Source organism: Alteromonas sp. ABH4_456, from assembly GCF_056160645.1.
The window spans coordinates 57,820-78,243 of sequence record NZ_JBSWXO010000005.1 but is presented as its reverse complement, the minus strand read 5'-3'; the positions used below and the strand labels follow the sequence as shown (position 1 = coordinate 78,243).

Annotated in this window: 18 protein-coding genes; 2 read left to right on the top strand and 16 right to left on the bottom strand. The window is 42.6% G+C overall.

The window, feature by feature from the left end; all coding sequences use genetic code 11:
- The first annotated feature begins 9 nt into the window (after window positions 1-9).
- Entirely contained in the window at window positions 10-996 is a 987-nt protein-coding gene (locus tag ACXAG2_RS09650) for a nucleotidyltransferase family protein (RefSeq protein ID WP_474866390.1), read from the top strand.
- On the opposite strand, the gene ACXAG2_RS09645 is transcribed toward ACXAG2_RS09650, so the two are convergent.
- From ACXAG2_RS09645 to ACXAG2_RS09570, 16 genes are all read right to left on the bottom strand, one after another.
- Window positions 949-2,244, bottom strand: coding sequence for an MATE family efflux transporter (locus tag ACXAG2_RS09645; protein ID WP_474866388.1), 1,296 nt, complete (start codon window positions 2,242-2,244; stop codon window positions 949-951). The two genes, ACXAG2_RS09650 and ACXAG2_RS09645, sit on opposite strands and share 48 nt — an antisense overlap.
- Window positions 2,234-2,971, bottom strand: coding sequence for a WecB/TagA/CpsF family glycosyltransferase (locus ACXAG2_RS09640; protein WP_474866875.1), 738 nt, complete (start codon window positions 2,969-2,971; stop codon window positions 2,234-2,236). The genes ACXAG2_RS09645 and ACXAG2_RS09640 overlap by 11 nt, the downstream gene beginning before the upstream one ends.
- Window positions 2,971-3,804 (bottom strand): glycosyltransferase family A protein, encoded by an 834-nt coding sequence (locus ACXAG2_RS09635; protein WP_474866386.1) that lies wholly within the window; start codon window positions 3,802-3,804, stop codon window positions 2,971-2,973. The genes ACXAG2_RS09640 and ACXAG2_RS09635 overlap by 1 nt, the downstream gene beginning before the upstream one ends.
- Before the next feature lie 45 nt (window positions 3,805-3,849).
- On the bottom strand, window positions 3,850-4,683 hold the full coding sequence (locus ACXAG2_RS09630) for a DUF4886 domain-containing protein (RefSeq protein WP_474866383.1): 834 nt from the start codon (window positions 4,681-4,683) through the stop codon (window positions 3,850-3,852).
- 7 nt (window positions 4,684-4,690) lie between these two features.
- A complete protein-coding gene (locus tag ACXAG2_RS09625) occupies window positions 4,691-5,719 on the bottom strand; it encodes an acyltransferase family protein (protein WP_474866381.1) in 1,029 nt (342 codons plus the stop codon).
- Between the two features lie 18 nt (window positions 5,720-5,737).
- Window positions 5,738-6,655 (bottom strand): sulfotransferase domain-containing protein, encoded by a 918-nt coding sequence (locus ACXAG2_RS09620; RefSeq protein ID WP_474866379.1) that lies wholly within the window; start codon window positions 6,653-6,655, stop codon window positions 5,738-5,740.
- Complete coding sequence (locus ACXAG2_RS09615) at window positions 6,639-7,745, bottom strand: O-antigen ligase family protein (RefSeq protein WP_474866376.1); 1,107 nt, start codon at window positions 7,743-7,745, stop codon at window positions 6,639-6,641. Before ACXAG2_RS09615 ends, ACXAG2_RS09620 begins: the two co-directional genes overlap by 17 nt.
- Complete coding sequence (locus tag ACXAG2_RS09610; RefSeq protein ID WP_474866373.1) at window positions 7,742-8,815, bottom strand: hypothetical protein; 1,074 nt, start codon at window positions 8,813-8,815, stop codon at window positions 7,742-7,744. Before ACXAG2_RS09610 ends, ACXAG2_RS09615 begins: the two co-directional genes overlap by 4 nt.
- 29 nt (window positions 8,816-8,844) lie before the next feature.
- Entirely contained in the window at window positions 8,845-9,534 is a 690-nt protein-coding gene (locus tag ACXAG2_RS09605; RefSeq protein ID WP_474866370.1) for a metallophosphoesterase, read from the bottom strand.
- A gap of 142 nt (window positions 9,535-9,676) precedes the next feature.
- Window positions 9,677-9,961, bottom strand: a complete 285-nt coding sequence (ppnP, locus tag ACXAG2_RS09600; protein ID WP_474866368.1) for a pyrimidine/purine nucleoside phosphorylase — start codon at window positions 9,959-9,961, stop codon at window positions 9,677-9,679.
- A gap of 78 nt (window positions 9,962-10,039) precedes the next feature.
- A complete protein-coding gene (locus tag ACXAG2_RS09595; RefSeq protein ID WP_474866365.1) occupies window positions 10,040-10,486 on the bottom strand; it encodes a VanZ family protein in 447 nt (148 codons plus the stop codon).
- A 105-nt stretch (window positions 10,487-10,591) separates the two neighbouring features.
- Window positions 10,592-11,701: a pectinesterase family protein gene (locus tag ACXAG2_RS09590; RefSeq protein ID WP_474866362.1), complete on the bottom strand. Its 1,110-nt coding sequence runs from the start codon at window positions 11,699-11,701 to the stop codon at window positions 10,592-10,594.
- Window positions 11,694-13,163: a glycoside hydrolase family 28 protein gene (locus ACXAG2_RS09585; protein WP_474866360.1), complete on the bottom strand. Its 1,470-nt coding sequence runs from the start codon at window positions 13,161-13,163 to the stop codon at window positions 11,694-11,696. The genes ACXAG2_RS09590 and ACXAG2_RS09585 overlap by 8 nt, the downstream gene beginning before the upstream one ends.
- A complete protein-coding gene (locus ACXAG2_RS09580) occupies window positions 13,163-14,182 on the bottom strand; it encodes an alpha/beta hydrolase fold domain-containing protein (RefSeq protein WP_474866357.1) in 1,020 nt (339 codons plus the stop codon). The genes ACXAG2_RS09585 and ACXAG2_RS09580 overlap by 1 nt, the downstream gene beginning before the upstream one ends.
- A 2-nt stretch (window positions 14,183-14,184) precedes the next feature.
- Window positions 14,185-16,017, bottom strand: coding sequence for a glycoside hydrolase family 43 protein (locus ACXAG2_RS09575; protein ID WP_474866354.1), 1,833 nt, complete (start codon window positions 16,015-16,017; stop codon window positions 14,185-14,187).
- A gap of 2 nt (window positions 16,018-16,019) precedes the next feature.
- The gene (locus tag ACXAG2_RS09570) at window positions 16,020-17,219 is read right to left on the bottom strand and encodes a glycoside hydrolase family 88/105 protein (protein WP_474866351.1); all 1,200 of its coding nucleotides are present in this window, start codon (window positions 17,217-17,219) and stop codon (window positions 16,020-16,022) included.
- 460 nt (window positions 17,220-17,679) lie between these two features.
- On the opposite strand from ACXAG2_RS09570, the gene ACXAG2_RS09565 reads away from it, so the two are divergent.
- Window positions 17,680-20,421 (top strand): TonB-dependent receptor, encoded by a 2,742-nt coding sequence (locus tag ACXAG2_RS09565; RefSeq protein ID WP_474866348.1) that lies wholly within the window; start codon window positions 17,680-17,682, stop codon window positions 20,419-20,421.
- The last annotated feature ends 3 nt before the right edge of the window (window positions 20,422-20,424 follow it).

Genomic DNA, 20,424 nt, shown 5'->3' with positions numbered 1-20,424 from the left:
TAGCATTAAATGTTAAAAAAGATATTTAAAGAATATACAAATGGAGAGCTTTCTCAAGATGAATACAGACGTCTATTCGAGAATGCTCTCCTCGATTTGAAATATAGAAAGTTTATTTTATTACTATTGTCTTCAGAAAAATATGAATATCTTCAGCCTAGCTCAGATAAAAGTAAATTAATTCAACAATTAAAATTTAAGCAAAAAATACTAAATGATGGTTTAAAAAAAATTATCAAAATACTAGCAGATAACAATGTAAAAATAATCTTACTAAAGTCTACAGCGTTAAATAATTTCATCTATAGCTCTGCTCAGCCCCGGATAGCATCAGACATAGACATCTTGATTTCAGAAAGCGATATTAATAAGGCGAGAAAACTTTTAAGCGTTGACTGCCATGCTGTTGAAGATAAAAAAAAGGGTGTTTATGAAGGGTTTTATGAGCAAACATGGTGTTTAGAGAAGCCTATCCCGGTTTACATAGATTTACACACTTCAATTGTCAATCCAGACTTCTTTAAATTAGACAATAATTTAATTATCTCAGAATCTTGCATGCATCCGGCTTATTGCAATGCAAATGTGAGAACGCTAACTCCAACGATGCAGGTTATCCATTTAATATTACACGCCATGATGGACGGCTATAGATCTCATCATTCCTTCTTCGATTCCGCAGTCTTGATTAATAAAAAAGATATAGGCTTTGAGGAAATAATAAACATGGCAGATTTTTTGGGCTACAAAAAGATAATTACGCAGGGGGTTATTTTTATTGCTAATGATCTAATGTGCAAAAAATTTGAACTTAGTTATCGTGAAAAGTTTCTCCACAAGTTAAATAAAATAATAATGTACAGACAATTTAGGAAAGCAAGTGTAAGACGTCGAATTCAGCAGGTTTTAATATTAATAATAAATGTTAAGATTTCGATAGTTATAAAATCACTGATTAAATTTCTTGACTATAGGATTAAATACATTAATAGGTAAAAAATTAAGTTTACGTTTAACATGGTAACTTAACAAAAAGTTTTGCAAAATCACTGCTGAACTTATAGAAATTGCGGTTCCGATAACACCATAATAATATGTGAATATCAAGGATGTAATTATCGAATACAGACCGGAAGATACAGTAATTTTTTTCACAGTCACTTCATGGCCAGTCATGTTAAGTAAATACCCAACAGAACCAGTTGCTAGATTAAAAAATTGCCCAACTACTAAAATCTCAAAAAGCAGTTTTGCAGAGTAAAATTCATCTCCAAAGAGAGACATGATCTCGCCAGAGAAAATAAACAATAAGATGAAAAGAGGTAACACAGAAATTATTAGCAAAGCTGAACTAGTTTGTGCCAGAGTCTTAATTTCCGAAAGTTTACCTTCGTGCCAAAATTTCGAATACTTTGGTGTAACAACAATATTAACGACCATTAGTGCGAAACTTATAAGTAAAGCGGAACGTTGTGCGATACTGAGCATCGCAACTGCTTTATTCGAAAGAAAAAAACCTCCAATAATAATACCAGACCATTGTACGCTAACGCTCATACAAGAAGCTAACCAAAAATTATTTCTAGCAACTTTTATTACGTTAACATTAGTGCTACTCTCGTCACCAAATTTGGTTCTTTTAATTAAATGTTTTTTTAGTAAAGAAGTGTAGGTACACAAAAATATAATTATGTTTGAGAAGATGAATATTACCCCGCAACTAGTAAGACTAATATTAGGGTTTAGCACGCTGAAAAAGTAGATACAGAAGATGAAAACGAAATTAATGCCTAAATTTTGATAGAATACAGAAGTTAAATATTGCCCCAAGCCTTGATAAACAAAACTAGAGGCATAAAACAAACAATAGAAGGGGAGACCAATTAAAATTATACTAATTAAATTCAAGCGCAAGCTTGTCGGAAGAAATAAATATAGTAAATAGAACAAAACTAAGACGAGACAATTGTATTTTATTATCCATTTTGAACATAAAAGTATTAAAGCTCGAGACTTATCATTAACTCCCGTAATAGCAATTTCTTTAAGTAAAATATTATCAATACCTACTCGAAGGATAGTTCCTGCAGATATGAAAACTGAGTATGCAAAAAAGAATACACCAGCAAGATCTGGATTGTATATTAAAGCAATGAGATATGTCAGACATACACCGGACAAAGCCGATACTACCTTGGCCATACCAGTCGATAAAAATTTCTCGATTAGTCTTTTATCTATCATTTTTTCTGAATCTATGAAGTATGGAAACTATTTTCGGACCGTTGACAAAGTATCTGTTGAAAAGTCTCTTTGGAGATTTATAGAATCTATAAAGCCACTCCAGTCGATAATTTCTTACTACCATAGGAGCCCTCTTTTCACTTCCTGATAGAAATAGAAGAGACGCACCAATACAAAGAAAAATGCCCTGAACACCAGCTTGTTTTAATCTTATTGCTAATAATTCTTGTTGCGGTGAACCCACGGCCAAAAAATATATTGACTTAGGGAGCTTCTTACATAATTGAACAATTGATTCTACTTCTTCTTCCTTGTGGATAAAACCGTAAGAAGGATTAATGTGTGTTATGTTGGTACTGTAGAGAGAGCTTATAGCATCAATATCATGTGTTTCCGATCCGATAGCGACATATTGGTAGTCACTGAAAGAAGTTCTTTTACGAAATAGGCTCTCCGTTATATCACTACCTGGGGTCGTATGATTCAATTTTTTCTTTGTATAGAATGAGAGTAACTCTAGAACTTTACTATCATTCAGATAAATATCACACAAAGAATATGCATCTTTAAATTTTTTATTATTATGATATCTGACAATATGATCCACATTTGGAGTTACGATGATTTTATTGTCAAAAATACCCTGTGATAATTTCTCTAAAATTTCGTCCAATGAATAGTCAGAAAAAGAAATATCTAGAAATTCAATAGGTGCATTATTTAACATCACTTGTTAATTCCCAGTTTTCTTTTTAGAGTATTACTAAAAAAATTTCGTAATTCTTCATCATTTAAACGGGCATCATTTCTGAAAAAAGAACCAAAGTATCCTTTCATATAACCTACGCTCTGCTTAAACTGGCCGATTCGCAGGTAATTGAAAAACCGTAGGATAGCATAAACCGGCGTAATACCACGGTAATAGCTAGAGTAGCCGTAATAGCTATATCTTGTTCTACTTCCCATTTCACGGCAGGTATAAATCAATGAATGATTTGGACGCGCTTCAAAACCCATCAATTGTGCCTTACCTAGAGATAAAGTATCTGCGGAAGGACCGATAATGTATCCAGATGTTTTGAAGCAGTCCCAACTCCAGAGTCTACAGTTGCCTCTAACCCACTCCCTAGCTTCACCATCAGGCTTTCCATCTTCGAATTGACCAACACCACTAGAGATAGAAATGTTATTCTTTCTCATGAACGATGTTAACTTAGAATAGTAATCCTTGCTCGGAAAGCAATCTGCGTCGCATATTCCAACAAATTCATGTTCTAAATTATTGTCTAAAAGGTAATTGAAACCCTGTGAAACCACTGTAGAATACTTTACGCCTAACTGGTAAGTTTCATTAGGAAGGGAAAAGTTAAGCACTACAAAATTCTTAACATTAGGTATGTTCTTGATGTTTTCTAAATACTGTTTGCTTCCATCTTGGCTACCGTTTTCAACTATGACCCATGTTTCAATTGGCATATCTTGTTCGCTAATTGATTTGATTAAACGGTCTATATTGTCCATTTCGTCCTTGAGTGGTGTAACGATAGCTACTCTATTCATTTCCTATCCTATTAATTAACTATTATGATTAGATCATTCGCTGTATTAATTTTTCAGCGCTTCAGTTGAAACTTGATCAAATAATTCTATATTTTTTCTATTTATAAAAGAAATATCACCTTTAAGAATGTCCTCATGTTTGCCAGAAAAAAATTTGTACCAAATCAAACTAGCGAGGAATGAGCCATTTTGGTTTGCATGATGACCATCAAACTTCAATATATTGTTTTCAACGTAATAACCTTTAATAAGAGAGTTTTCCTGTTCTCTCAATTTTTGTTGATCTGATGCTGATTCATTTAAGGCAACAAATGGGAGTTTTTCACGCATAATTTGAAAGCCAGTACCTACTGGAATTATCCTGAGGTTGTGTTTTTCTGATAATAACGAGTAGGCATTTTTTAGTTCATGGTACATTTTTTTTTGATCTGATTTTTCTGGGAAAAAAAAATCTGACCTATATGCCCAAGTTTCGTTAATTACAATCTCAGAATCCGGCCTGATTGATCTAATAAAGGAAATTAGCTTTGTTGCATAAGGCTCGAAAGTTGAGAAATCGGTGCTCTGAAAACTTACTTGTTGGATGGTTATAAAATCCCAGTGTTGTCTTTTTAGCAAAATTCGAAGATTTGTGCAACTTTGGCCTCTCCAAGAGTATGCACATTTTTCATCAATAGCTTCTACATGATCTTTAAGTGAACCCGAACCCATCAAAGCATATTCTATGTCGAACTTGTACCTCCCATCAATCTGAGAAATATCTTCAATGTAATGCACAGAATTATCTGTGAAGCTATTGCCGATTGCTAATATCTTTACATCATGAGATTCTGCACAACCGAATAAAAGTAAAAGTAATGTAGATACTATATATTTCATCTTTATATTACCGAACACCGTTGAAACAGTATTTAAGGATTCTAGATTTTTTAATCACTAAAAAGTGTACAGAAAAACAAATTATAAATGTCATAGCCGTCAATGCTATTACTGATAAAAAAGGGCTAGTTAAACTCTCAAAAAAGTATAAGTAAAGAACAATTATAAGAGGTTGATGTAAAAGATATATACTGTAACTTGATTCAGAAATTAGCCGCATATTTTTTATGTGTTCGCCTATACGATAAACTAAAGAAATCATCAAGAAAGTTAGCGGTGCGGAAAAAAATAACTTAATTACTTTGCCAAAATTTTCGCTATAAATATCTGTATAGGTAAATGCAATAAAAATAATAATTGAAGGTATGCCAATAATTACCGGTAATTTACTATTCATAAAGTCAAAGAATTCTTTCTTTTTAACAAAACAAATTGAGCCGAAAATAAAATAACAAAAATAGTAGCCTAGCGTAGCTACATTAACGAAGATAAAGTTGAAATTTAGCAACAGTTTACCGATTATAAACAGCGGTATACTAACTATTGGAATGATGCAATAACCTAATGTAACTAATTTCAATTTGCTAAATAAGTCTATAATTTTGTAGACTGCATAATTCGCAATCAAGAAATAAATGATCAAATTTCCTAAGAACCATAAATGGCCGAGCCAACTACCCCATAAAACGTAATTTAAAGTATTATCAAAATGAAAGTTTTCGCTATAATAATTCATAATTGAATTTAAAGTGATACCACAAAATAACATTGGCATCAAAGCTCTCTCAATTCTATTTGTTAGAAATTTTTCACGTTTTTTTTCGAGTAGCATCAAAAAGAAAAAACCAGATATTATATAAAATGATTCCATTCTAAAGAGATGTATAAAGTCAGATAAAAATGTGAGTGGGACTGAAGTTATTTTTGAAACTACCCTCCAATCCTGCTCAACATCATAAATCCTGCTGGAATGTAAAGTTATACCCAGCAACATAAAAAAGGCTCTGCAGAAGTCTAATCCGTTTATACGTTCCATTTTGTCTCCAATAGCCTGCTAGTAGTTTCTATCATAATAACGCTTTAATTCTTCCGTATATAACTCTTCTACACGCAGCATATTTTCCTGAGTCGGCTTTTCATGGGACTTAAAAACAATATCTTTTAACTTATCTTTGTATTTTTGAGGTAGGACACTGCTTATTGATTTACCGATGCTCTGTATAGCAACTGGAATATTACTCCTATCATAACCTTTGTTGCTGTTACTAATTTCTTCAAAACTCTTAGTATTGAATTCCAAATTTAAAAAAACTTCTAATTCTGATATTACTTTTGTCGGGTTTCTTACAATATCTTCAAAATAAACTATTGTAAAATCTAGATTACATTCTTTCAGTTTTTTTATCTTTACTGAATATATGCCCTCCTCATAATATTTATAAGCGTATAACGGATCTTTTGGTAGAAAGTCCATGTCAATTTCGTTAACACTTCTTATATAGTCTTTTCCATAATATTGAATGCAATAATTTGATAAGCCAACAACTGAATCAGTTCGTTTACCTTTTTGATTTTCCAGTTTTCCTATTATTTCATCTAGGCTTCTATTTTCTCTAGATGGGCTTTTTCCGCTATGATGGTTATACGCCGAAAAAAATCTTTTTGCAGGATCTCTTAAGCATAAAATTATTTTAACGTAGTCGAACAATTCAGAAATCTTAACTATTGATTCAATGTCACTCATTGTCAACGTCGAACCATCTAGATAATATTCAGATTCATTTGAATGAAATATCTTAGTGTAGTCTCTTAAGCTATCAAATTCACCTCTCTGAGATACTATCGTTTGAGGCTCTTTTACGTTTGGTAAATTAAATGCTCCAGTATTCGCTAAGAAATCGTAAATAGTTGTTGTTCCGCATTTTCTAAAGCCTGGTAAAAGTACTAATGTAGATCTATCTTTTGATTTCATTTCTGTTGAATCCGAGCAGTATTAAGAGTAATAAAAACGGTATGTTAACAATCATATTTCCAACGAGCATGGGAACAAAAAGTAATGGGATAGAATACAGTTTATAATTAGATTTTACTGCGAACACTATCCAGAAGAACAAGAGTAAGGTTAGTCCAGCTATTCCAGTTTCCATTAGTTTTCTTACATAATCGTTGTGTGGATCAGTGTACATCCAGTAGTAGTAGTAATTTCCATGTGACATTGTACCGTAACCCAATCCCCACATTTTTTCATAAAAATCTAACCCTAAAAATTGATTTAACAATGCGCCCCAGTATGTTACGCGCCAAACTAACGAAGAATCATTTCCGAAACTAAGTTTTTCAATTTTATTTTCCAAGTTGTTTACATCAACAGAGTTAAATTTATCAAATATAACTTTTATTACTGGTATATCATTTCCAAACAACATAATTAGAGTGGTGAAACAACCAAATAGAATAAATATTAGTTTATTTTTGCTATAGAAAAATATTGAAAGTAAAACAGATAAGCATAAAATTCCGCCAGATGATTTCGTCATCAGCAAGATAAATATCATTGCTACTGTCATAACTTTCTTGTGACTGTTATTACTTACAATCAAATAATAATAGATTATTATATTTGCTACATAGGCTAAATGATTTGGGTGAAGAAAAAATGATTTAAATCTTCCGTGATGCTGAAGGTATGGGAAAAGCAAAAAGCTGAAAATAATAAGTATCGAAATAATTGAAATTATTTTTTCTTTTTGCTCGTCATCTATATAGTTATATACACAGACTAGGAATACTAAGAGTAATGTCGTCCTTAAAATCTCTTCGAAAAATAATTGCTTCTGCGAGTGATTTAGAATTCCAATAAATATAGATGCGATTATAAAATATATAAATATATTGAAGCTTTTATTGTAATAAAAAGACCCGTTTTTATTTAAGAATAAATATGTTGTTAGCGAAAGGAGTAGTATAGAAATTCCTTGGCTAAGTCCACTGGCGATTATTAACAATAAAGTAAATATTGTAATTATTTCGCTTTTTTTAATACTTCCGTTACCTATAATCATTTTTTAGTTATTTCTTTAATTTCGCTTATACAAATCTCGTTTAGATATTTGCTTGCACAATTATAATATAATTTTGTTTCATTAGTATTGAAAGCTGGATTAACATGAAACCTTTCTTTCCAAACTTTTTCAATGTTAGTTGTTTCATACACTTCATATTCTTTCTTAGTCAAAGTATCATACAGCTTTAGTTTTACAGGTGATGAATCATAATAATTTTCGTATGCAAAATATCGCCCGCTTTTCGATACCGCCAAGTGATTACCTGTTATTGGATAGGCTTGTAAAGCTGTCCCATTTATATCCCATTTTACAAGCGTATTTTTAGGTTTTACTCGGTTAAATCCTAATAAGTTTCCGTTTTTCAAAGTGTAATGCAACGGTAAAGGAGTAAACACAAATGTTTTATCTTCATTCAGATCAAATGATACTATGAGTTTTTCAATTGTTTTTTTATTGGTGCCTACATCGATTCGTGTGGCTATTAAGTTTCTTTCATAGTCTATTTCTGGATGATATATTTTCTGTAATTTCCATTTATTAGTTAAAGGTGACTTTCTTAAATATTCTTTTTCTATTTTCTGCCATGTTAAGACTTCTTTTACTAACTCTTTACTCTTATTTAGAAAGTATATTCCACCTTTTATCCCATTTCTGTACGCAAGGACTTCTTCTGTATTTGATGATTGTCCTAAAATGAAGTTTACATATTTTATTGTTTTATTTTTTTTTAAATTTAAAATTTCTAAAGTTCGCCACCCATTCATATAAGCGACGTGGTTTTCGTCTATCCAAATAACTTTCGCTCCATTATGATTTTCATAGAGCTCGATAGGTTTTCTGTACTCAACTTTATTCCTTTCTAAGTCCAAAACTACTATATTTGCTTTGTCGTTTGAAAGAATCTCTGTAAATGCTATCTTTCTTGCATTTTTGCTCTCGGGGCTTATATTATAATAACCTATTGTGATGTCGTATTTTTTCGCTTTTATAATTTCAGCTGCATTAGCTTTAAATATCAGTAATAGCAACAGAGTGAGAGAAATAATTGATTTAGTTCTCATTTTCATGATAGATCTATCTTAAATTGAAGTTTTTTTTAACTGATTTCTATTGAACTTAATTTTATACAGGTTATTAATCCATAAAAACTAGTATCAATATGTAAAGAGTTACCTATCCAAATCGGTTCTGGCGTTGAATTATGTCCATGAATCGAATAGTCCACACCGTGATTTACTTTGTTTATTTTTTTATTAAATCTTTCTCTATCCCACATCAGCGGGAACACGCAGGCTTCAGTGCTTTTTGGCATGTGCTCCCAACTCCAGGTTGGGGGCAGGGAATGTGAAATGCCGATCTTCTTTCCCTGATAATCAATAGTTATTGCGAGCTGCTGCTGCAGGAACCATTTGCACATACTTACCAGCGTTTGGAAGTCCGCTGTTTGATGCCACTTGCCGCCATTTTGCACCCATAAGCGCATGGCGTAACTGTCCCTGCCCATCAATGCTTCCAGCATCATATGTTCATGATTGCCTAGCACCACGTGGGCGTTAATTTCCTGCATATATTCGACGAGTTTAGCGCTGTCTTCGCCGCGATCTATGATGTCGCCTAAGCTTATTAGTACATCGTCCTGAGCGTTGAAATCAACTTTATCTAATTCTGATTTCAGCTTTGTGAAATTGCCGTCTAGATCGCCAACAACAAACACACGTTTATCATCCTCGATAATGATGTGTTTATGCAGGCGCACTTTGCTGATGACATTGGTTTTGACTTGCATTGAACTGACTAACTGTAACTTCCATATTGCTGACAGTTTATTTGTTTCGAGGCTGCGTTTCAAAGAATAACGCGAGGTTTCTGGTATGAAGAGTACTTAGTGGGTATAGGCGCAACGGGCGTTACGCCTAGAAATTGTGTTTTTAGCTATAAAAACAAAGATAAGCTGTAGTAGTTGATACTTTCACGTCGAAAGATTCATTTGCCGCTACATTAAACTCAGTACCGGTTTTAAAAGACTGGAATTCATCAGAACCAGGTAGTTTCACTACCAGTTCGCCTTCAACTACTTTCATCAGCTCATCTTTAGAGGTGCTGAATACGTACTCGCCTGGCAGCATTACGCCAGAGGTACATGGGCCGTTTGCAGATTCGAAAGCGATGGATTTAACGTTATCGTCGAAGTAGCTGTTTACACTTAATGACATGTGAGTTCCTTACTTTTTTATGATGGTGGACAGTCTGCAGGAACTGATTACAAAGTGCCAGTCTAGTTGGTTAGCTATTTAAATCATTATGGCATCGTATAAGGGTTTTCGTTCTATCAGAACAATTGCACATACCGCTAGCAATGCGGTTATTCTTATCCGTGAACCCGATTTTTTTGAGCCGGTCAGCACATGATAAAGCGTTAGGCCGAGCAGTGCCCCTAACACATTGCGTTGTATGTCGTCCCACTGGAATGAACGGCCAACTGATGTTTGGATTGTTTCGATTACCCAACTCACTATCATTACGCCACCAAGGAAGCCTGGAATGCGCAAAGCAATCGGCCCTTTTATGAATGGATAGAACACAAGAGCAAAAATACAGAAGAAGATAATGTGGCAAGAATCCAGTAGCTGTATGCCGACCTTTGTTTTCAAGTCTTTCGGTATAGGAATGAAGAACAGTGCGGTTGATGCTAAAAAGCACAGCAGAAAAATGACAAGTCGTTTGTCGTATTTAATCATGAGAATCAAAGTTGTGATGAGAGTTAATGCAGGTATACAACTCACCATACGCGATTGGGAGTAAAAATTCGCTCACAACTTGTAAGCGAATCTTACTTTGGCTATTTATTTAAGTGGCACCCATCCATTCAGAATATTAAACATAGAGTGCAGTTCTGCCTTGTCTGACGTCAGCTGGGGGCGCTGCTCGTTAATCGCGTAGCCCGGGCCGCTGCTGCCGTATTCTGCAAAGCGTGCATCGTTGATGGGGTCGAATTCTTTTCTGCCGCCTTCTTTGGTTGAACCGCCCATGGAGGCCCAGCCGGTCGTGGTGATGTGCGCATCCATCCAGGTGTTGATAAACACGGCTTTACCGATGGCGAAGGGGTTGGCATAGCGGCCATCGTCGAAGGTGGTGGTAGGATGCCAGGGTCTGCCCAGGGGCACGGAGTTGTCCGGTACGCCTTCTTCACGCAGCAATTTACAGTTTACGAAGGTCAGGCCGAAGGTATCTGAAATCAGCGTGCTGGGGGCAGTGATGTAGCCGGTGATGTCCATGTCTTTCCCTCTGGGGCGGGAATAGATACTGACGGTATCGAAATAGGCATTGCCGTCACCGAAAATGAAATCCACATTGCCACGAATTTCACCACCTTTGAAGTAGCTGCGGCCGCCGCGCACGTACAGGGTGTCCTGATAGCCGAGCAGCGCAACATTCTCGATAAAGGTTTTGTCGGTGTATTCTGATATTTTAAGGGCGACGGCCTGCATACCTGACACTCTGGCCGGGTCGCTGCTTTCTCTGGCATCTTCGGTTAAAAAGTCGAAGCCGTTCTCGATAGTGAGATTAGCAATGTGTACGCCGGGGCGGGTAATTTCCACAGTGGCACTGCGTGAGGTGCCCCAGTGTTCTTCACTGCCGCGGGTAATGGCTTTGCCGGCGTAGCGGTCGAATACAATTTTGGTCTGATCCATACCGGCACCGATAAGGGTGATGCCGGGTTTATCTATCACCACGCGCTCGTAATATTCCCCAGGCGCGACAGCGATGGTCCAGCCGCCCTCCTGAGGGGCGGCGTTAACGGCTTCCTGTATGGATGAATAATGTGTTTCGTCGATGGCGGTATTGGCCACAATGGCATCAGCAGTGACAGATTCAGGTAAAAAGCGTTCCGGCTTCTCGCTGCTGCATCCTACTAACAGTACGACCAACAACAAACAACATATTCTAGACATCAGGGAGTTCCACGGTTTTTCCGTTCACACGGATATTTTGCTGAGAGATATTATCTATATTCTCAATTATGGATTTTTTATCAACCTTCGTGAATATCAGATTTTTCAGCGACACGCCGGTAATGGGCGTGTGATCGTACCCGCGCAGCACAAAAGCCCGTTCGGCATGTTGCACATACAGGTTCTCGATGGTGATATCTTCCAGCTTGGGTGTGAACTCACCCACATCGCCTTCTTCATAGAAGAAATTAATCACTACGGCATCTTTAACCTGGCCCACACGGAACTGACGGTAGTTCAGGTTTTGCAGGTGTCCGCCACGGATAGAGTTGGTTTTAATGCGCACGGCACGGTCGAGATCAGGGCTGCTCATTTCACAGTTCTGTGCATAAAGGTTACGCACGCCACCGGAAATTTCACTGCCAATTACCACACCGCCATGACCGGCTTTCATGGTGCAGTCGTTAATGAGGATATTTTCACAGGGTTGTGCCACACGGCGGCCATCGGCATTGCGGCCTGACTTAATGGCAATACAGTCATCCCCTGTATCGAATGTACAGTTCTCGATAAGTACATCAGTACAGCTTTCCGGATCGCAGCCGTCAGAATTGGGGCCATAGCTGTGACAGTAAATATCACGTACGGTGACGTTGGTACACAGTACCGGGTTGACCAGCCAGAACGGAGAGTTACGGATAGTCACGCCGGAGATCAGCACGTTCTTACAGCGGTAAGGCTGAATGAAAGGCGGGCGCAGGTAGTTTTCTTCAAACACGCGCTCTGCCACCGGTACGCCGTCTTCGGCCATCTGACGCAGCACATCGCGGGTGTATTTCTGGTTTGCCACGGGATGATCGCCCCATTTGGCTTCTTTCCACTTGCCTTTCCACGGCCACCAGTTTTCCGGGCTGCCGCCGCCTTCCAGTGTGCCTTCGCCGGTGATCGCCACGTTGGTTTCTTCAAAGGCGTAAATAAGCGGGGAATAGCCCATCAGTTCAGTGCCTTCCCAGCGGGTGAACACATAAGGCTCGTATAGCTCAGGCTCGGGAATGAAATGCAGTACCGCGCCTTTGGCCAGATAAAAATTAATGTTGGATTTTAAATGTACCGGTCCGGTATAAAACTCGCCTGCCGGCACTTCAACGGTACCGCCGCCCTGTGCGGCCACGTCGCTGATGGCATCACGGATAGCCTGTGTGGCATCTGCCTGTCTGCTGCTTTCACCGGCGGGCTTTGCGCCGTATTCAGTAATGCTGACATGCAGCGGCGGAAATTCAGGTGCACGGATACGTTGACGGATGCGGCGGGCATCGTCGTTCCAGTCGAAATCGCCGGTGGCTACAGGTTGTGTGAAGGTTTGCGTAACACTGCTGCAGCCGGATAACCCCAGAAAACCTGCGGTGGCGGCGCTGCTGCCGGCTAATTTAAGTAAGTTGCGTCGGGATGCTTGAAAACCCATTATTGATTAACTCCGGATGCTATCTGGCTTAAGAAGGTGTGGATCCGCTCTGCGGTTTCTGTGAGATACGGTTCAAACAGCCAGAATGTGTGGATATTGTTGTCGTACTGATAATACTTGCTGGCAATGCCGTGGCTGCTGAGTTTGTCGAGCACTTCGTCTTTGCCGGCGGTAAAGCGCATCTGGCCGCTGCTGATGATAAGCATTGGCGGCGAGTCTGCATCGATATGTTTGGCGGTGGATGCCTCTGCCCAGCGTTCCGGCAGCGTTTCATACGCGCCGCCGAACCACATGCCGGCAGCGGATTTGTCCTTGCGTTTGTTTTCACTGGCAAGGGCTAAGGGGTGGGTGAAATCCAGCACGCCGTCAAGGTCGACGACAGCGTTTACGCGCACGGCGTCTGCTGAATGTTCACCCTTAAACAGGGTGGTGTTGGCGGTATTGCCAACGAGTGCGGCCATATGACCGCCGGAAGAGCCGCCGCCCAGGGCAATTCTGGTCGGGTTGAATCCCCAGGCAGCAGCATGCTCTTTTGCAAACGCCAGTGCGTCATTGATGTCTTCAAGCCCGGCAGGGTATTGCGCTTCCATGGATAACCGGTATTCCGGCGTGATCACCACATAACCTTGCTGAGCCAGTAAATTCGCCAGCGGGTAGAAATGGCTTTTATTGCCTGAACGCCAGCCGCCACCGTGAATGAACATGATTGCCTGGTCATTAGCTTTGTCTGCGGCGGGCAAAAACACATCCAGATGCAGTTCACGGCCATCTGCCACTTTATAACGGCGGTCGAATAACACCTGCTGACCTTCAGTGAAGTAGAGTACCGGCTCTTTCAGCTCGGGATGTTCATCCCGGTAGGCATAGAAGCGCTGGGAAATGCTGTAGCTGTCGTCCACGGGATAATCTTTGGCGCTCACCGGCACGCTGCCGGCGGCACAAATCGCACACAGGGCTGCGGCTGTGAGGCGGCGAAGCCGTGTGCTGACATCAGATTGTGGCCTAAAAGCCTGTAACATGATTAAGGTCTCCGTCGCGGCAGAAATCTGAAGTAATTCACCTTCAGCGATGCCGGGGCGCTTTGTTTTGCATCTGACAGTTCATCAGACATTGCGGCGTCTGCATCCGCAGACACACTGAACAGGCCGGTTTTCGCGCCGACCCAGCGGCCGCGTCTGGCTTTAAACTGTTCGCCCACCACCGTAAAGCGTGTTGCATTAGCGCTCTGCGCGCCGCTTCCGGCGGCTTCTGCGTTAACGCGGTAGCTGAATATGGCCGTGGCATCACCGGCCATCACGTAGCGCAGTTCGATGGTTCTGGTGGTGGCATTGTCATCTGCTGTTCCATTTTCACTGAACAGTGCATTTACCGGGCCATAGTCGTGTACTGACTCGTCGCAACCGGTGCGGGCGTTTTTACACTGCACGTAAACAAGATGGGTTTCACCGTCCACGGGTTTTACTCCGATCCAGGCATAATCTTCACCGAACAGCAGCAATCCGCCTTCGGCCTGTGCGCCGTCTTCCTGCAGAATGATTTCAGCGCGCACGTCGTAGGTCAGCGCCGGCAGCTTTTGCAGTAATAATGACGGTGTAGACCAGAGATTATCGCCGGTGGTGGTGATTTTGGGCTGTGCCGGTAAGGTAAGCACGCCGGACTGCTTGTCGATGCTGTACCAGTCAGGCTGCCAGTTGGCATTCCACTGCCACTGAATGCCTAATTCGTCACTGAATTCATCCGTCGCGGGCTGAGGTTTCACTTCGCCCGGGTTGTCTGCCAGTGGTTTCTTCCAGCGGTATACCGGTTCGCCGGTGCCGTCACCGTCTTTATCTTCACCGATGACAGGCCAGTCGTTTTCCCAGTACATGGGCTGTAAATGCACAATGCGGCCGTATGCCTTGCGGGACTGAAAGTGAATAAACCAGTCTTCGTTTTTATTGGTGTGGATCCATGAACCCTGATGGGGACCGTTAATGAGCGTGTCGCCCTGGTCCATCACGGTTCGGGGTGTATAAGGGCCGGCGATGTTGTCAGAACGGAACACCGACTGCCAGCCGGTCTCCACGCCGCCGGCCGGGGCGAAAATGTAATAGTAGCCGTTACGTTTATAAAACTTGGGGCCTTCCAGTGTGCGGTAACCGTCAATGGCGTTGCCATCAACCACATGGGTATACGTGTCGCTTACCTGTGAGGCATCACCGGACATTTCCCGTAAGCTGAGCACATTGTTAAAGCCGGCGCGGCTTTTTGCCCAGCCGTGCAGTAACCAGGCTTTGCCGTCGTCATCCCATAGTGGGGTAGGGTCGATAAGGCCTTTGCCGGCGAGAATTAATTCCGGTTCGCTCCATTTACCGGCAGGATCGGCGGCGGTGGTCACATAAATGCCAAAATCGGGGTCAGGGTAAAAAATCCAGAACTTACCGTCGTGATAACGGATATTCGGTGCCCATACGCCGTTACCGTGCTGCGGCGTGGCAAACACATCCAGCGGTACCTGCTGGGGCAGGGCGTAGTTGATGAGTTCCCAGTTAACCAGATCGGTAGAGTGCAGCACCGGCAGGCCGGGGGCGGCGTTAAAGCTCGATGCTGTCATGTAGTAATGGCCGTTAACCGCCACTACGTCAGGGTCAGAATAATCGATATGCAGGATAGGGTTACGGTATTCACCGTTCTGCAAATCTGAAATCCACAGCCGCGGATCGTTTGCGTTATCTTCAGCACTGCTTGCGGCTACCGCCGGCGATTTTGCTGCGGAAGACTGCGCATCGGCACAGCCCCCCAGTGCGGCAGTCGCAGCCATAACGGCCAGCGCAGGTGCGCAGGGCAGAGATTTCAGAGTATGCAGAATGCCCATGATTATTTTTCCAGTTCCAGTGCTGCCAGAATGAACGGGCCAACGCCTTTGGCGTCGTTAGCACGTACCGGTTCGCTGAGGTAGTAATCGAAAGAACCGTCGCGGTACGGGTTACCGCCAAGACCTGCTACGGCACAGATGTTGTTCAGGCTGATAACATTGTTCGCCGGGTCGACAGAAATCATCTGATCTTCCATACCGGCAAAGCCTTTTTTCGCATACGCCATGTAGCTTTCAGGCAATACGTTCATGTTCACAGCTTTGGCAATGGCGTAAGTCAGCATGGCAGTACCGGAACCTTCCAGGTAGTTACCTTTCTTATCGCCAAGATCGGTTACCTGATACCACGCGCCGGTTTCATCCTGATATTTCACGGCCTGGTCCACAAAGTTCTGCAGGCGGGATACCAGCCACTCACGTTTTTCATCCTGTGAAGGCACAATTTCCAGTACATCCACAATGGCCATGGCATACCAGCCTAATGCACGTGACCAGTGATTAGCGGAAAGACCAGTGCCTTTGTCTGACCATTTCTGATCCCGGGATTCGTCCCAGCCGTGACGTGGCAGACCGGTTTTGTCGCTGTACAGGTGTTTTTCAATCAGCTCAAACTGCTTGTATACATCGTTAAGTTCTTCAGGGTTACCGTAACGCATGATGTATTCGGCATAGAAAGGTGCGCCCATGTACAGGCCGTCCAGCCACATTTGTGACGGATAACGCTTCTTGTGCCAGAAACCGCCTTCGCTGGTGCGGGGATGGTCGTTCAACTGGTCGCGCAGGGTGTCGGCAGCCAGTTTGTATTTTTCATCACCGGTTTGGTCGTATAGGAAGAACAGCACTTTGCCCGGGTTGATCATGTCGATATTAAACTTGCTGCGGACGTAGGTATTGATGGTGCCGTCTTCATTCACAAAACGGTCGTAGTAGTTTTTGATGTAGGTGAAATACTTCTGATCACCGGTTTTTTCATACAGTTTGGAGAACGCCAGCAGGTTCAGACCATGCACATAGTCCCATTGAGGCTCTTCATCCCAGTCGATCATCCACGCTTCAGGAAAGCGTACCATTTCCGATTCGGCCATACGTACAGACCAGGGTTGGGTGTTGTCTAAGTAACTTGATGAATCCGCCGCCATAACACTGGCCGGGGCGGTGCAGGCCGCCGCGATAAGCAGTACGGAACTAAAGAACTTACGCATGGAGATCTCCAAAAATTAACAATTTAAATACTTAACGTGCTACCGGTAGCATAATGAGGGGTGAGATGTATGTTGTCAAGTTGTTATAGGTAGTGCGTAAGGGTTAACATTCATCCCCTGTGATCTATATAAGCAGGGCGCCACATGGCTTCCATCTCCATATGAATCAATTGGTCTAGCCAATTTCCCGGCGGTATATCAGGCGGTTTCTTAGTCTTTAGTATTAGTTAAACTGTTGTTTACAAAAAATACACAAAAAGTGTTGCCACCGGTAGCAATTGGATCTAGGATGTAAAACAAATGTAAGGCAGACCTCTGTATCTACCACAGCTTTACATGGAAAAATAATAGCCACGACAGGTAAAACCCTGTGAACGTGGCAGAGAGGATCCGGGCTGCACGGAACATGATATGTAAGTGTAGCGAAATAAAAACGTAGAAAGACCCGTGAGGAATACTCATGAAATTTGCCAAAGGTTTTAAGAAAGCGCCACTCAGCTTAGCCGTTACCACCGCAATTGTAACTTCCGTATCTGCCTGGGGACAAACAGCTCCCGCCACGCCTGCAGATGACGACATTGAAGTTATTTCGGTTCGTGCCACCAGTTACGCAGACAGCCTGGCGAAAGCCCTGTCTCTGAAGCAGTCATCAGCCGGTGCCGTAGACACCATTCTTGCAGAAGACATTGCTGACTTCCCTGATCAGAACCTGGCGGAAGCGCTGCAGCGTTTGCCGGGCGTAGCGATTACCCGTGAAGCCGGTGAAGGCCGGGAAATCACCGTACGCGGCCTGAACTCAACGTTCACCCGTGTGCAGTTAAATGGCATGCAGGCCCAGTCGCTGGCTGCCGGTACCGGCGGTGTACGAACCAGCCGTGGTTTCGACTTTAACGTATTCGCCTCTGAACTGTTTAATCAGTTAAGTGTGCATAAAACTACCTCGGCAAAATTAGATGAGGGTTCCTTAGGAGCAACGGTATCTCTGCGTACCGGTCGTCCTTTCGATTTTAATGAAGATGTTGTGGCAGTAAACGCACAGGGTTCGTATAACGACCAGTCTTCAGAACTGACTCCGCGCTTATCCGGTCTGGCATCATGGACCAACGAAGATGACTCCTTCGGTGTGCTGTTCTCGGCTTCCTTGTCGCAACGTATCGTCAATAACGCCGGTTCAGACACAGGCCGCTGGGAAGATGACACCTTCGGTGCGTGTTCAGCCTGTGATTCAGAAGCCGATGTGGCTGCCGTCAGCAGTGCATGGCACCCCCGTTTCCCGCGCTTTGCTGATAAAACGCACGATCAGGACCGCGTTGGTTTAACTGCAGCTTTACAGTTTGTACCTTCTGACGACACACTGATTTCAATTGATGCCCTGTATGCAAACATTGATTCACGCCGTGACGAGCCGTTCATGGAAGCGATTTCTCTTGCGCGTACCGGTGCCACCGGTGTCCAGCAATCAGACGTGACCGCCTATCAGATTGACGGCAACAACACCATGTACGCCGCAACCATTGCTGATGTTGATGTACGTTCGGAGTACTTTGTGGCTGAGTGGGAATCTGAATTTACCCAGTTCAGTGTGAACATCGATCATCACTTTACTGATGAACTGAGCATGAGCTTCCTGGCCGGTACGTCACAGTCGACGCTGGATAACCGTGAATCTACGGTTATTTACGAGCACTTCAGCGATAACGATGAGCGTAAGATGCTGGAATACGCAGAAGCGAGCTCAGCAGTAAGCTATGACTTCTCAGATATGCTGTCTCCGTCTATCGGCTACAGCTTCGATACGGCGAATCCGGCGAACTGGGAAGTGTCTGAATTCCGTGACCGTATTTATGATGCCGAAGCATCTACAGACACAGCCCGTCTGGATTTGAACTATCTGCTGAATGATGAAGTGACGCTGAGCGGTGGTGTCACCTGGCGTGAATATGGCTATGAAATTGCCGGTGTGCGTGCAGATGCGTCTTTTGCTTCCCGTGATGAAGCAGACGGCACAGTCGACGGCAGCGCCTGCGGGATCAGTAACGTAGTCACAGACGCAGACGGTGAAGTGGTCTCTTTCGGTGGCCAGAGCTTCTTTATGGCTGACGGCGACAAGATCAACAACTTTGTAGACAGCGGTTGCTGGCCTTACAACGTGCGTCCGGGTGATACCCGCGCCGTAACAGAAGACAGCACCGGTATTTACGCTCAGGCCGATTTCAATACGGAAGTGGGTGACAAGGTGCTGCGTGGTAACGCCGGTGTGCGTCACGTAAAAACCAACCTGGAATCTACCGGTATCATCAACGGTACTGAGGAAGTGACGGTTGAGCACGATTACACAGACACATTACCGTCTGTGAACCTGGCGCTGGAAATGACCGACGAGTTAATTCTGCGTGCAAGCTGGGCGAAAGTAATGTCCCGTCCGAATCTGGGTACGTTAAGCCCGGGCGGCAGCGTATCGATTTTCGGTGACTACCGCGTGTCGTACGGTAACCCTTACATCGAGCCTTTCCGTGCTGATGCCACCGACTTTGCTGTTGAATGGTACTTCGACGAAGGCGCATTGCTATCACTGGCGTATTTCGTCAAAGATATCGAGTCGTTCCCGACCTCAGAAACGCAGTTCCTGAGCTGGGCGGAAACCGGCTTACCAGAGTCATTACTGGGGGCAGAGCGCGACAACCTGATTGATGAAACCTTTGAGGTTCGCCGTACTGTTAACGGTACCGGTGGCGACCTGAGCGGTTTTGAAATTCAGTATCAGCAGCCGCTGACCTTCCTGCCAGGTCCTGAGTGGATGCAGAAATTCGGTGTGCTGGCTAACCTGACACTGGTTGATTCTGAAGTGACTTACGGCGCAGACCGCACCGGCCCGCTGACCGGTCAGTCTGATGAATCGGCTAACTTTACGCTGTACTGGGAAGATGATGTATTCAGTGCCCGCGTGTCGGCTGCTTACCGTGGTGAGTTCTACACTAACCTCAGCAGCACAGACGAGCGCAAATGGCGCATCATGGATTCGACTACATACGTTGATTTCTCAACCAGCTATAAGATTTCTGAGAACTTAAAAGTTTCCCTTGAAGGTATTAACCTGACCGATGAAACCATTGATGAGTACATCGATGCGGATGCCATGCGCATCATCAACAGTCAGTCTACCGGGCGACAATTTTTTCTGGGCGTGAGCTACAGAATGTAACAC

Coding starts and splice junctions, on each gene's coding strand:
- ppnP (WP_474866368.1), bottom strand. CDS start 9,961: ATGTCATTAAGTGTAAACAGCTACTTCGACGATAACGTTAAATCCATC.
- ACXAG2_RS09570 (WP_474866351.1), bottom strand. CDS start 17,219: ATGCGTAAGTTCTTTAGTTCCGTACTGCTTATCGCGGCGGCCTGCACC.
- ACXAG2_RS09620 (WP_474866379.1), bottom strand. CDS start 6,655: ATGAAATCAAAAGATAGATCTACATTAGTACTTTTACCAGGCTTTAGA.
- ACXAG2_RS09640 (WP_474866875.1), bottom strand. CDS start 2,971: ATGTTAAATAATGCACCTATTGAATTTCTAGATATTTCTTTTTCTGAC.
- ACXAG2_RS09650 (WP_474866390.1), top strand. CDS start 10: ATGTTAAAAAAGATATTTAAAGAATATACAAATGGAGAGCTTTCTCAA.
- ACXAG2_RS09595 (WP_474866365.1), bottom strand. CDS start 10,486: ATGATTAAATACGACAAACGACTTGTCATTTTTCTGCTGTGCTTTTTA.
- ACXAG2_RS09625 (WP_474866381.1), bottom strand. CDS start 5,719: ATGGAACGTATAAACGGATTAGACTTCTGCAGAGCCTTTTTTATGTTG.
- ACXAG2_RS09605 (WP_474866370.1), bottom strand. CDS start 9,534: ATGCAAGTCAAAACCAATGTCATCAGCAAAGTGCGCCTGCATAAACAC.
- ACXAG2_RS09630 (WP_474866383.1), bottom strand. CDS start 4,683: ATGAAATATATAGTATCTACATTACTTTTACTTTTATTCGGTTGTGCA.
- ACXAG2_RS09645 (WP_474866388.1), bottom strand. CDS start 2,244: ATGATAGATAAAAGACTAATCGAGAAATTTTTATCGACTGGTATGGCC.
- ACXAG2_RS09575 (WP_474866354.1), bottom strand. CDS start 16,017: ATGGGCATTCTGCATACTCTGAAATCTCTGCCCTGCGCACCTGCGCTG.
- ACXAG2_RS09610 (WP_474866373.1), bottom strand. CDS start 8,815: ATGAAAATGAGAACTAAATCAATTATTTCTCTCACTCTGTTGCTATTA.
- ACXAG2_RS09585 (WP_474866360.1), bottom strand. CDS start 13,163: ATGGGTTTTCAAGCATCCCGACGCAACTTACTTAAATTAGCCGGCAGC.
- ACXAG2_RS09580 (WP_474866357.1), bottom strand. CDS start 14,182: ATGTTACAGGCTTTTAGGCCACAATCTGATGTCAGCACACGGCTTCGC.
- ACXAG2_RS09590 (WP_474866362.1), bottom strand. CDS start 11,701: ATGTCTAGAATATGTTGTTTGTTGTTGGTCGTACTGTTAGTAGGATGC.
- ACXAG2_RS09565 (WP_474866348.1), top strand. CDS start 17,680: ATGAAATTTGCCAAAGGTTTTAAGAAAGCGCCACTCAGCTTAGCCGTT.
- ACXAG2_RS09635 (WP_474866386.1), bottom strand. CDS start 3,804: ATGAATAGAGTAGCTATCGTTACACCACTCAAGGACGAAATGGACAAT.
- ACXAG2_RS09615 (WP_474866376.1), bottom strand. CDS start 7,745: ATGATTATAGGTAACGGAAGTATTAAAAAAAGCGAAATAATTACAATA.